12 protein-coding genes are annotated in these 11587 nt (G+C 73.3%); 9 read left to right on the top strand and 3 right to left on the bottom strand.

Annotation, left to right across the window (positions count from 1 at the left end; all coding sequences use genetic code 11):
- Positions 1-126: 126 nt before the first annotated feature.
- The 5 genes from AC07AW_RS22180 (at position 127) to AC07AW_RS22160 (ending at position 5189) form a co-directional block, all read left to right on the top strand.
- Positions 127-1269: a flavin-containing monooxygenase gene (locus AC07AW_RS22180; RefSeq protein ID WP_478817189.1), complete on the top strand. Its 1143-nt coding sequence runs from the start codon at positions 127-129 to the stop codon at positions 1267-1269.
- 10 nt (positions 1270-1279) lie between these two features.
- Positions 1280-1669 carry a tetratricopeptide repeat protein gene (locus AC07AW_RS22175; protein ID WP_478817188.1) on the top strand — a complete coding sequence of 130 codons (390 nt, stop codon included), beginning with the start codon at positions 1280-1282 and terminating at the stop codon, positions 1667-1669.
- Between the two features lie 216 nt (positions 1670-1885).
- The gene (locus AC07AW_RS22170) at positions 1886-2953 is read left to right on the top strand and encodes a PP2C family protein-serine/threonine phosphatase (protein ID WP_478817187.1); all 1068 of its coding nucleotides are present in this window, start codon (positions 1886-1888) and stop codon (positions 2951-2953) included.
- Between the two features lie 302 nt (positions 2954-3255).
- Positions 3256-4596 carry a transcriptional regulator gene (locus tag AC07AW_RS22165; protein WP_478817388.1) on the top strand — a complete coding sequence of 447 codons (1341 nt, stop codon included), beginning with the start codon at positions 3256-3258 and terminating at the stop codon, positions 4594-4596.
- Between the two features lie 62 nt (positions 4597-4658).
- Positions 4659-5189, top strand: a complete 531-nt coding sequence (locus tag AC07AW_RS22160) for an NUDIX hydrolase (protein WP_369143242.1) — start codon at positions 4659-4661, stop codon at positions 5187-5189.
- A 113-nt stretch (positions 5190-5302) separates the two neighbouring features.
- On the opposite strand, the gene AC07AW_RS22155 is transcribed toward AC07AW_RS22160, so the two are convergent.
- Positions 5303-6163 (bottom strand): 3-hydroxybutyryl-CoA dehydrogenase, encoded by an 861-nt coding sequence (locus AC07AW_RS22155; protein ID WP_190160426.1) that lies wholly within the window; start codon positions 6161-6163, stop codon positions 5303-5305.
- A 173-nt stretch (positions 6164-6336) separates the two neighbouring features.
- On the opposite strand from AC07AW_RS22155, the gene AC07AW_RS22150 reads away from it, so the two are divergent.
- Complete coding sequence (locus tag AC07AW_RS22150) at positions 6337-7608, top strand: glycoside hydrolase family 10-like protein (protein ID WP_478817186.1); 1272 nt, start codon at positions 6337-6339, stop codon at positions 7606-7608.
- 22 nt (positions 7609-7630) lie between these two features.
- Here the strand turns inward: AC07AW_RS22150 and AC07AW_RS22145 are convergent, their stop codons facing one another.
- Both AC07AW_RS22145 and AC07AW_RS22140 read right to left on the bottom strand, forming a co-directional pair.
- Positions 7631-7834, bottom strand: coding sequence for a DUF1918 domain-containing protein (locus AC07AW_RS22145; RefSeq protein ID WP_478817185.1), 204 nt, complete (start codon positions 7832-7834; stop codon positions 7631-7633).
- A 93-nt stretch (positions 7835-7927) separates the two neighbouring features.
- Positions 7928-8929, bottom strand: coding sequence for a DMT family transporter (locus tag AC07AW_RS22140; protein WP_478817184.1), 1002 nt, complete (start codon positions 8927-8929; stop codon positions 7928-7930).
- On the opposite strand from AC07AW_RS22140, the gene AC07AW_RS22135 reads away from it, so the two are divergent.
- From AC07AW_RS22135 to AC07AW_RS22125, 3 genes are all read left to right on the top strand, one after another.
- Positions 8928-10364, top strand: coding sequence for an aminotransferase-like domain-containing protein (locus AC07AW_RS22135; protein ID WP_478817183.1), 1437 nt, complete (start codon positions 8928-8930; stop codon positions 10362-10364). The two genes, AC07AW_RS22140 and AC07AW_RS22135, sit on opposite strands and share 2 nt — an antisense overlap.
- 104 nt (positions 10365-10468) lie before the next feature.
- Complete coding sequence (locus AC07AW_RS22130) at positions 10469-10921, top strand: GNAT family N-acetyltransferase (RefSeq protein ID WP_478817182.1); 453 nt, start codon at positions 10469-10471, stop codon at positions 10919-10921.
- Positions 10922-10990: 69 nt separating this feature from the next.
- On the top strand, positions 10991-11566 hold the full coding sequence (locus AC07AW_RS22125; protein ID WP_478817181.1) for a histidine phosphatase family protein: 576 nt from the start codon (positions 10991-10993) through the stop codon (positions 11564-11566).
- Positions 11567-11587 lie beyond the last annotated feature (21 nt).

Raw genomic sequence — 11587 nt, 5'->3', positions numbered from 1 at the left:
CCGCGGCCTACCGATGGGCAGAACGACCCATCGCCGCCGCGCCGCAGGATTGGGGCGTTCTCCCGAAGCAGGCCCGGCCCCCGCGTTCCTAGTGTCGATGACACGGAACGAAGGAGGAGGACGACGATGAACGCCAACGACGGGATGGAACACATCGAGACGGTCGTCATCGGAGCCGGTCAGGCGGGTCTCGCCACCGGATACCACCTCGCCCGGCGCGGCCGGCCGTTCGTGATCCTGGACGGCGGGGACCGGGTGGGCGACAACTGGCGCTCCCATTGGGACTCGCTGCGCCTGTTCAGCCCGGCGCGGGTCGCCTCGCTGCCCGGGATGCGCTTTCCCGCGCCGCCGATGTCCTTTCCCACCAAGGACGAGATGGCCGACTTCCTGGAGGCGTACGCCGAGGCCTTCGCTCTGCCCGTCCGCACCGGGCAGCGCGTCACCCGGGTGGGACGGGAGGACGGGAGCTACGTCGTGGAGACGGGCACCTCGGCCTATGTGTGCGACCACGTCGTCGTCGCCTCGGGCACATTCGGCCGTACCCCGTACGTCCCCGGCTTCGCGGGCGCGCTCGACCCCCGCATCACCCAGCTGCACTCCAGCAGCTACAAGAACCCGGCGCAGCTGCGGCCCGGCGGCGTGCTGGTGGTCGGCGCCTCGCACTCCGGCGGGGACGTCGCCTACGAGGTGGGCGCGGCCGGCCACCCGACCGTGCTCAGCGGCACGATCCACGGCGAGATCCCGTTCGACATCGAGGGCGGTCCGGCACACGCGATCTTCCCGGTGCTGTGGTTCGTGGCGCAGCACGTGCTGACGCTCCGGACGCCCATCGGCCGCAAGATCCGTCCGGACGTCCGGGCCCACGGCGGGCCGCTGATCCGGGTCAAGCGGGCCGACCTCTCCCGCGTCGGCGTCGATCTGGCCCCGGAGCGGACCGTCGGTGTGCGCGACGGTCTCCCGGTCCTCGACGGCGGCCGGGTCCTCGACGTCGCGAACGTCGTCTGGTGCACGGGATTCCGGCAGGACTTCTCCTGGATCGACATCCCGGTCACGGGGGAGGACGGCTGGCCGCTGGAGCGGCGCGGCGTGGTGGCCTCGTCGCCGGGGCTGTACTTCGCGGGCCTGGCCTTCCAGTACGCCTTCGCGTCGATGCTCATCGGCGGCGCGGGGCGGGACGCGGAACACGTCGTGAACCACCTGGTGAAGCACCTCGCCGGGAACACCGCGGACCGCCCGGCCGCGACGCCCGTCTCCGCCCGGCGCTCCTGAGGCGGGCATCGTGGACGCGGCGACACGGCGGCGGCGGGGGCGCCGGCACCTGGCTCGCGCACGACGGTACGGGGCCGACGGCCGGTACGCCGAGGCCGAGCGTGAACTGCGCGCGGCCCTCCGGCCGGCCCACAGCACGGCCGGCCCCGTCTCCGCCGAAACGGCCGAGGCGGCGTCGGCCCTGGGGATCCTGCTCGAAGCGCTGGGCCGGCCCGCCGAGGCGGAAGAGGCGTTGTGGTTCGCGGTGCATTTCTACGAACGCGCCTACGGCCCCGACGATCCCCGCCTCACCCCGTCGCTGAACGCCCTGGGCGCCATCCGGCAGCGACGCGGCGACCTGACCGGGGCCGAACGGCTCTACGCGCGGGTCATGGGCATCGCGGCCGGTACGGCGGCCTGACCGGCCCGCGCACCCGCGCGGGATTCCCGTATCCCTGTACGGGAATCCCGCGTCTGTGCGGGTGGCGCGGCCATGGCGAGGGGCGGCGCGGACGTGGCGCTCACTCCTTCGGGTGAGAAGTCTGGCGGATGTTCCCCCGTGACCGGGACCGTCGACAGAATCGACGCGGCCGCAGGGGCGGGCCTGCGCGCTGTAGGGCCTCAGGGAGGGCCGTGCATGATCCGAACCAGGTCGTTGCTCGCCGAGGGCTCCCGGCTCCGCCGGCCGGCCCCGCTCGTACTTCCCGTCGCATGGGGCGCCGTGGCCGTGGCGTGGAAGTTCGGCTGTCCGCTGGCCCGGCAGCCGGGGCTGCCCATGCGGATCGCCACCAGCGTCGTCTTCCTCACCGTCGGCATCGGCCTGGTCCTCGGCATCCGCCACGGGCTCGTCCGGGATCTGGCCCGGGCCCGGGCCGTCGCGGCCGCCACGCAGCGGGTCCTGCTGCGCCCGCCGCCGGCCCGTCTCGACGGCCTCGCGCTGGCCGCGGGGCAGCTGTCCGCCTCCCGGGGTGCCTCCGTCGGCGGGGACCTGTACGAGGCGGTGGCCACCCCGTACGGGGTACGGATCGTCATCGGGGACGTCCGGGGCCACGGGCTCGCCGCGCTCGGCGCGGTCGTCGCGGTGCTCGGCAGCTTCCGCGAGGCCGCCCACGACGAGGCCGAACTCGCGGGTGTGCTGCGGCGGTTGGAGCGGGCACTGGAGCGCCATCTGCGGGAGCGGGCGCGGGACGAGCATCCGGCGCGGGCCGGGGCGGAGCCCGAGCATCCGGCGGCGGAGGAGTTCGTCACCCTGCTGCTCGTGGAGGTTCGCTCCGACGGGTGTCTCGCCGTCCTCAACTGCGGTCACCCCGGCCCGTACCGGCTCGGACAGCGGGTGGAGCGGCTCCCGGTCGGCGACCCGCTGCCCCCGCTCGGGGTACTGCCGCTGCCCGCCGGAATCGCCCCGTACACGGCGGCCCGGCTGCTGCCCGGCGAGACGCTGGTCCTGCACACCGACGGCGCGGAGGAGGCCCGTGACCACCGGGGCCGGTTCTTCGCGCTCGACGCCGCGCTCGCCGGGGTGCCCGGCGAGGCGCCCGCCGCCCTGGTCCACCGGGTCCACGCGGCGCTGCTGCACCACACGGGCGGCCGGCTCGCCGACGACATCGCGCTCCTCGTCGTACGCAACGACCGTGTCCGGGTGCCGGCGCAGCCCGCCGAACCCGGGCTGCGCCGCCCCCGGCCCGCCCCCTCCTCCCACTGTTGAGCGGAGGGGACCGGGACCGGCGTCGCCCGCCCCGCCACGGAGTGTCGGGCAGATCAGCGGGGCGGGCGACGCGGACCGGGCGGCCGCACTGTACGAGGGGGAGCCGGCGGCCCGGTCGTCGCCTTGCGGCGAGAAGCACAGTCAACCGGGGCCGGGACGAGCGTGGCAGAGTACGCGGACCGGGAGAACGGGTACTTCGTTCACACCCCGTGCGAAATCGGCCACCGCTACGCTGAGTTCACCGAGCGGGCGGGGCGGCCATACGAGTGAGCGGAGCGGCCATGCGAGCGACCGGAGCGGCCATGCAGCCCAACACCCTGCTCGATGCCCTGCTCGACGAAGCGGGCGTCTCGAACGCCGGCCTGGCCGCCCATGTGAACCGGGCGGGCCGGGCCAGGGGCCTCGCCCTGCGGTACGAACACACCGCCGTGGCCCGCTGGTTGAAGGGCCAGCGGCCGCGCGGCCAGGTGCCGGACCTGATCTGCGAGGTGCTGGCCGTCCGGCTGCACCGGCAGGTGACCCTGGACGACATCGGCCTCGGGGTGCCGGGCGGCCCGCCGCCGGCGGCCGGTTCGCCGCTGTCCGGCTTCGTGGAGCGGGCGGCCGCGCTGTGGCGCTCCGACGAGCAGCAGCGGCCGCACATAGTCGCCGCCCCGGCCGTCACCGGCACTCCGGCGGTGATGCCGGTGTGGGAGTGGGAGAACCCGCCGGAGGACGTGGACGTCTCCCGTACGGGCCGGACGACGGTCTCGCCGGCCGACATCACCGTCCTGAGCGCCGCCCGCTCGCACTACGAGCAGATGTACCGCAGGGCCGGCGGCATCGCGACCCGGGCCCGGATCGTCGGCTTCCTCAACACCGAGACCGCGCCGCTGCTCCGGGGCGCGTACAGCGACGCGCTCGGCCGGCGGCTGCACCGGGCCACCGGCGGGCTCGTCGCGGTCGCCGGGATCTGCGCGTACGACGCGGACGCGCACGGCCTGGCCCAGCGCTACTTCCACCAGGCGCTGCGGCTCGCGAAGGCGAGCGGGGACCGGGGGCTCGGCGCGTACGTGATCGCGCTCCTCGTCAACCAGTCGCTGTTCATGGGGGAATACCGGCAGGCGGTGGCGTTCGCGGAGGCGGCGCTGCGGGCGGCCGGGCGGCAGATCACCCCGGCGCTCGCCGCCGATCTGACGGCGATGCAGGCGAAGGCGTACGCGCATCTGGGCGACGGGGTGGCCGCGTTGGCCTGCATCCGGCGGGCCGAGACGGCGGCGGAGCGGATCAGCCCGGGGGAGGAGCCGGTGGAGACGGGCTATGTCCAGCCGGGGTTCGTCAACGTGCAGGTGGCGGAGGCCCTCCTCGGTCTGGGTGAACTCGACGCGGCCCACGAGCACGCCTCGGAGGCGGTCGGGATGCCCTCGCACGACCGGGGCCGGGTGCACCGGCTCGCCATGCTGTGCCAGATCGAGCTGCGACAGGGGGAGGCCGACGGGGCGGCGCGCACGGCGGTGGAGATGACGGAGCGGGCGCGGGGGATGGAGTCGCGGCGGCTGCGGGACCGTCTCACGCAGGTGCGGAAGCGCCTCCTCGCGAGCGGCGGCGGGGAAGCCCGGGAGGCGGCCGCTCTCATCGAAGGGGCGCTACGCGTTCCCCTGTGAGCCGTCAACTGCTGCGATATTGCCACCAAACAAGCACCGACCGATCGGAAGGTGGCAAGAACGTGCAGTGGACGAAACTGAGCGAACGCTCCGTCTATGAGAATCGCTGGTTCCGAGTGAACCTCGCGGACGTCGAACTCCCGGACGGCCGCCACCTCGACCACTATCTGATCCGGCTCCGTCCGGTCGCCGTGGCGACGGCCGTCAACGAGGCCGACGAAGTCCTGATGCTCTGGCGCCACCGCTTCATCACCGACAGCTGGGGCTGGGAGCTGGCCGCCGGCGTCGTCGAGGACGGCGAGGACGTCGAGGCCGCCGCCGCCCGCGAGATGGAGGAGGAGACCGGCTGGCGGCCGGGGCCGCTGCGCCATCTCCTCACCGTCGAGCCCTCGAACGGCCTGACGGACGCCCGTCACCACCTCTACTGGGCGGAACGGGCCACCTACACGGGGCCGCCGGAGGACGCGTTCGAGTCCTCACGGCGGGCCTGGATCCCGCTGAAACAGATCCCCGACATGATCGCCCGGGGCGAGATCCCGGCCGCCAACATGGCGGCCGGGCTGTTGATGCTCCACCATCTGCGCCTCGGCTGAGACGTGGGGGAGCCAGTGCCGGACGGCCCGTACCTGTGCGGGTGTACGGGCCGTCCGGCCGGAGTGACGGCGTCAGGGGTCGGACGCCGGACTCCGGGTCTGTGGAGGGTTGTTCAGGAGTACGGGTAGAAGCCCGAGCCCGTCTTCCGGCCCAGCCGGCCCGCGTCCACCATGCGCTGGAGCAGCGGGGGAGCGGCGTACAGCGGCTCCTTGAACTCGGAGTACATCGAGTCGGCGATCGACGCGATCGTGTCCAGGCCGATCAGGTCGGAGAGCTTCAGCGGGCCCATCGGGTGGGCGCAGCCGAACTCCATGCCGTTGTCGATGTCCTCGCGGCTCGCGATGCCCGACTCGAACATCCGGATCGCCGAGAGCAGGTACGGCACGAGCAGCGCGTTGACGACGAAGCCGGAGCGGTCCTGGGCGCGGATCGCGTGCTTGCCGAGCACCTTCTCCGCGAAGGCCTGGGCCCGGCTGATCGTGCCCTCGGAGGTGGTGAGGGCCGGGATCAGCTCGACGAGCTTCTGCACCGGGGCCGGGTTGAAGAAGTGGATGCCGATGACCTGGTCGGGGCGGGAGGTCGCCACGGCCAGCTTGACCAGCGGGATGGAGGAGGTGTTCGAGGCCAGGATCGCGTCCGGCCGGGTGATCACCTGGTCGAGGACCTGGAAGATCTCGGTCTTGACCTGCTCGTTCTCGACGACCGCCTCGATGACGAGGTCGCGGTCGGCGAACTCGCCCAGGTCGGTGGTGAAGCTGAGACGGGCGAGCGTCGCGTCCCGCTCCTCCTCGCTGATCTTGCCGCGTTCGGCGGCCTTGTTCAGCGAGTTGTAGAGCCGCGTGCGGCCGATCTCCAGCGCCTCGCCGGTGGTCTCGGCGACCTTCACCTCGAGCCCGCTCCGGGCACACACCTCTGCGATGCCCGCGCCCATCTGGCCGCAGCCCACCACTCCGACGCGCTCAATGTCGGCCATGGAGTCCGTCACCTCGTGCCTTTCGCTCTTCTCCGGCGGCGGGGGGCCCGTGTGATTCCGGGTGCGTCCGCCTCTACCCCCACGACGTTACCGCTCATTAACCGATGATCGATCGTCCGGGGCGGGCATGCTGTCCGGGTGCGTGTGACGTATCCGACAGAGGAGGGGTACAAGTGCGGCCTATCGGCAGAAGAGGGTTCGTGGCCGGCGCCACCGGAGCGGCGCTCGCCGTGACGGGAACGACAGTGGCGTCGGCGGCCGACGCCGAGCAGTCGTTACGGGCGAAGCCTCGGCCGGAGCCCGGGACGTCGCACCGCCGGCGGGAGTTCCGCGGCATGTGGCTGGCGACGGTCGCCAACCGCGACTGGCCCTCCCGGGCCGGTCTGCCCGCCGAGCAGCAGCGCGCCGAGCTCCTCCGCCACCTGGACACGGCGGTCGAGCGCCGGCTCAACACGGTGGTCCTGCAGGTCCGGCCGACCGCCGACGCGCTGTGGCCCTCGCCGTACGAACCGTGGGCGCAGTACCTGACCGGCACGCAGGGCCGGGACCCGGGCTGGGATCCGCTGGGCACGGCCGTCGACGAGGCCCATGCGCGGGGGCTCGAACTGCACGCCTGGTTCAACCCGTACCGCGTGGCGCATCACACGGATCCGGGCCGGCTCGACTCCGGCCATCCGGCCCGGCTCCACCCGGAGTGGGTGCTGCCCTACGGCGGGAAGCTCTACTACAACCCGGGGCTGCCCGAAGTCCGGAACTTCGTCCAGGACGCGATGCTGGACGCGCTGCGCCGCTACGACATCGACGCCGTGCACTGGGACGACTACTTCTATCCGTACCCGGTGGCAGGACAGGTCCTCGCCGACGACGAGGCGTACGCACGGTACGGCGGGGACTTCCCCGACAAGGCGTCCTGGCGGCGGAACAACACCGATCTGCTGGTCTCGGAGATGGCCGCCCGGATCAAGGAGACCAGGAAGCACACGGCCTTCGGCATCAGCCCCTTCGGGGTCTGGCGGAACATCGCCACCGACCCGGAGGGCTCGGACACCCGCGCCGGCGTCCAGACGTACGACGATCTGTACGCCGACACCCGGAAATGGATCCGGGAGGGCTGGATCGACTACGTGATCCCCCAGCTGTACTGGAACATCGGGCTGCCCGCCGCCGACTACGCCAAGCTCCTGCCCTGGTGGGACGCGGTGCTCCGGGACACGGGCGTCGGCCTCTACATCGGCGAGGCGCTCTACAAGGCCGGCGATCCCGCCCAGCCCGCAGCCTGGCAGGACCCGCGGGAACTCTCACGCCACGTGGCCCTCGCCCGCACGTACCCCTCGGTCGGCGGTCACTGCTTCTTCTCCGCGAAGGAGGTCGCCGCGGACCCGATCGGGGCGATGACCACCGTGGTGGCCGATCACTACCCGACCCGGGTCCGTCCGCCCAAGTAGGGGCTCGGCAGGTGGTGGGGACTCAGCCGGTCCCCATCTCCGGACGGTGGCGTACGACGGTGTCGGGGCCCGGCGACATCAGGGCCTCGTGACCGTCGTCGTCGAACTTCACGCGGTACGGGGGAGTGCCGTTCTCTCCCAGTACCTGAAGGACCTCGGCCGTGCGGTCGTGATGACCGACGGTCCGGCCGTGTACCAGCAGCTTGTCGCCCACGCTCGCCTGCATCGGGCTGACCTCCTCGCGACCGGGCTTGTCCTGTCCTGTACTGCGCAGGGCCTCTGACTGCCATTGTGACCCGTTTCGCGCCGATTCGTCGCGTCAGCTCTTCGCCCGCTGGGTGACCGCGATGCAGACCAGGACCGCAACCGCCGCGACCGGCGCCGCGAGCGGCAGGGTCTCGCCGAGGAGGAAGACCGACCAGAAGAGGGTGAGGAGCGGCTGGGCGAGCTGGAGTTGACTGGCCTTGGGGATGCCGATCGCGGCCATGCCGCGGTACCAGACGTACAGGCCGAAGAAGGTGGAGCCGGCGGCGACCCAGACGAGGCCGATGATTCCGTGCGCGTTCAGATGGACCGGCTCGATCGACAGCGTCACGGCCGAGGCGGCCACCATCAGCGGCAGGCAGAGGACCAGGGCCCAGCCGATGACCTGCCAGCCCGGCATGAGCGCGGCGAGCCGGCCCCCCTCGGTGTACCCGGCCGCGCACACGAGCAGCGCCCCGAAGAGGTACAGGTCGCCCGTGGAGAACGAGCCGCCGCTCTCCTTGAGCGTGAAGCCCAGCACCACCACGGCGCCGGAGATCGCCGCGACCCAGAACGTACGGGACGGCCGGCGGCCGGTCCGCACGGCGGCGAGGATCGCGGTGGTGAGCGGCAGGAGGCCCACGACCACGGCGGCGTGCGAGGTGGTGGAGGTCTGCAGGGCCAGCGTGGTCAGGAGCGGGAAGCCGATGACGACACCGCAGGCGACCACCGCGAGGCCCGCCCAGTGACGGCGCTCGGGCAGCGGCACCCGGCCCGCGAGGAGGAAGACGCCGGCGATGAGCGCGGCGAGGGTGGAGCGCACCGCCACCAGCGACCAGGGGCCGAAGCTCTCCAGGCCCCAGACGGTCGAGGGGAAGGTGAGGGAGAAGGAGATCACGCCGAGCCCGGCGAGCAGGGTGCCGCTGGTCCGGGGGGTGGAGGCGGCGGGGACCGCGCCGGCAGCCGGTGTCGCGGTGGCGGCAGCCGGGGCGGCGGCGCCGGTGGACCCGGTCCGGGGGGATCCGGTAGCGGTGACCGCTATCGTGGTCGGGGCAGTAGCGCTATCCTGTATTCTCATGCATGAGCGTAGCAGTGTCGCGGAACTGGCGAAATCCCTGAGAGTGGAACTCGACCGCTACTCTCCCGGTGGAAAGCTGCCATCGAGTAGGGCGCTCGTCGAGCGCTACCACGTCTCCCCGGTCACCGTCACCCGGGCCCTCGCCCAGCTCGCCGCCGAAGGCCTCGTCGTCACCCGCCCCGGCGCCGGCGCCTTCCGCGCCGAACCGCGCACCCCCACGCCGGTCGCCGGGGACACCTCCTGGCAGGAGGTCGCCCTCAGCGCCGACACCGCCACCGAACTCGTCCCCCGGGCCGTCGACGCCTCCGGTGTCCTCGTCACCCTCTCCGCGCCCCCGCCCGGCGTGATCGAGTTCAACGGCGGCTACCTCCACCCCTCCCTCCAGCCCGAGAGCGCCCTCGCCGCGGCCCTCGCCCGGGCCGGCCGCCGCCCCGGAGCCTGGGGCAGACCGCCCACCGACGGCCTGCCCGAGCTGCGCGAATGGTTCGCCCGCGAGATCGGCGGCAGCATCACCGCCGCCGACATCCTGGTCACCGCCGGCGGCCAGTCCGCGATCACCACGGCCCTGCGCGCCCTCGCCCCGCCCGGCACCCCCGTCCTCGTCGAGTCGCCCACCTACCCCGGCATGCTCGCCGTCGCCCGCGCCGCCGGACTCCGCCCCGTCCCCGTCCCGACCGACGCCGACGGAGTCCGCCCCGAACTCCTCGAAGCCGCCTTCCGCGCCACCGGCGCCCGCGTCTTCGTCAGCCAGCCGCTCTTCCAGAACCCCACCGGGACCACGCTGAGCCCCGAACGCCGCCGCGAGGTCGTCCGCATCGCCCGCGCCGCCGGGGCCTTCGTCGTCGAGGACGACTTCGCCCGCCGCCTCGTCCACGCGGACGCGGGGCCGCTCCCCGCGCCGCTCGTCGCCGACGACCCCGACGGCGTCGTCGTCCACGTCCGCTCGCTCACCAAGATCACCTCGGCGAGCCTCCGCGTGGGCGCCCTCGCCGCCCGCGGGCCCGTCCTGGAACGACTGCGCGCCATCCAGGTCGTCGACAGCTTCTTCGTCCCCCGGCCCCTCCAGGAGGCCGCGCTCGAACTCGTCGGCTCCCCGGCCTGGCCCCGCCACCTCCGGGCCGTCGCCCAGGAGCTCAAGAGCCGCCGGGAGGTCATGACCGGCTCCCTCGCCCTCCACCTCCCCGAACTCGCCCTGCCGTACATCCCCTCCGGCGGCTACCAGCTCTGGCTGCGCCTCCCCGACACCCTCCCCGAGGCCTCCCTCCTCGCCGGCGCCCTGCGGGCCGGGGTCACCGCCGCCCCCGGCCGCCCCTACTTCTGCGCCGAACCCCCCGCCGGCCACATCCGGCTGAGTTTCGCGGGTGTCGCCGGCCCCACGGAGATCGTCGAGGGCGTGCGCCGCCTGCGGACGGCGATCGACGAACTCACCGGCTGACCCCGGGGGCAGGGCCGCACCCGCCGCCGGCGCGGCCCTGCCCCCGTCCGCGGCCCGGGGCAAATTCGCCTGACAAGCCCGCGCACCCCTGGAAGCCTTCGCCCATGAGCGACAGCACCGCCACCGACACCCCCGTCATGCACGGGGCGTACGAGATCTCAGCCGACCCCGCCCGGATCGACGCCGCCCGCGTCCACCACTGGCTGTCCACCGACGCGTACTGGGCGCTCGGCCGACCTCGGGAGAAGCAGGACAGCGCCATCGCGGGCTCGCTGAACCTCGGTGCCTACCACCGCGAGACCGGCGAGATGAGCGCCTACGCGCGCGTCGTCACCGACTACGCCACCTTCGCCTGGCTCTGCGACGTCTACGTCGACCGCCCGGCCCGCGGCACCGGCCTCGGCACCGCACTCGTCACCGCCGTCCGCGACCACCTCGCACCGTACGGACTGCGCCGCATCATGCTCGCCACCGCCGACGCGCACGGCGTGTACGAGAAGGTGGGTTTCACGCCACTGCAGAATCCGGACAAGTGGATGGCTCTCGGGCAGCAGTGAGCCCGACCCCCTCGGACCCCACCACATGACCCCTTGACCAGCGGGGCCACCGGCCTCACGATCGCGGCCATGAGTCTTCGGGTGACGCTCGTCACGGCGGCACGCAGCTCCTCCCTGCTCGCCGAACGCTTCGACGACGACCGGCCGCTCGACGAGGCCGGCTGGTACGAGGTGCAGCAGGCCGCGCCCGCGCTCATCCCGCTCGGCGCGGCCGAACTGCGCTACTGCTCCCCGACCCCGCGCAGCCGCGCCACCGGCACCGCCCTCGGCTACGCGCCGCTCGCCCAGCCCGCGCTCCGCGACTGCGACATGGGCCGCTGGCGGGGCCTCACCCTCGCCGAGGTCGCCGCCCTCGAACCGGCCGCCGTCGACGCCTGGCTCACCGACGCCCGCACGGCCCCGCACGGCGGCGAACCACTCCTCGCCTTCATCACCCGGATAGGGAACTGGCTCGACACCCGCCCCGCCGAGGACGGCTCCATCGTCGCCGTCGCCGAACCCTCCGTCGTACGGGCCGCCCTCGTGTACGCCCTCAAGGCACCGCCCGCCACCTACTGGAACGTCGACGTCCGCCCCCTCTCCACGATCACCCTCACCGGCCGCCCCGGCCTCTGGCACCTCCAGCTCGCCACCGCCCCCTGCTGACGACTCCCCGCGGGCGCGCGT

The sequence above is a fragment of the Streptomyces sp. NPDC044003 genome, assembly GCF_056435185.1.
The sequence above is the reverse complement of the archived record's forward strand: the minus strand, read 5'-3'. Positions and strand labels throughout refer to the sequence as shown.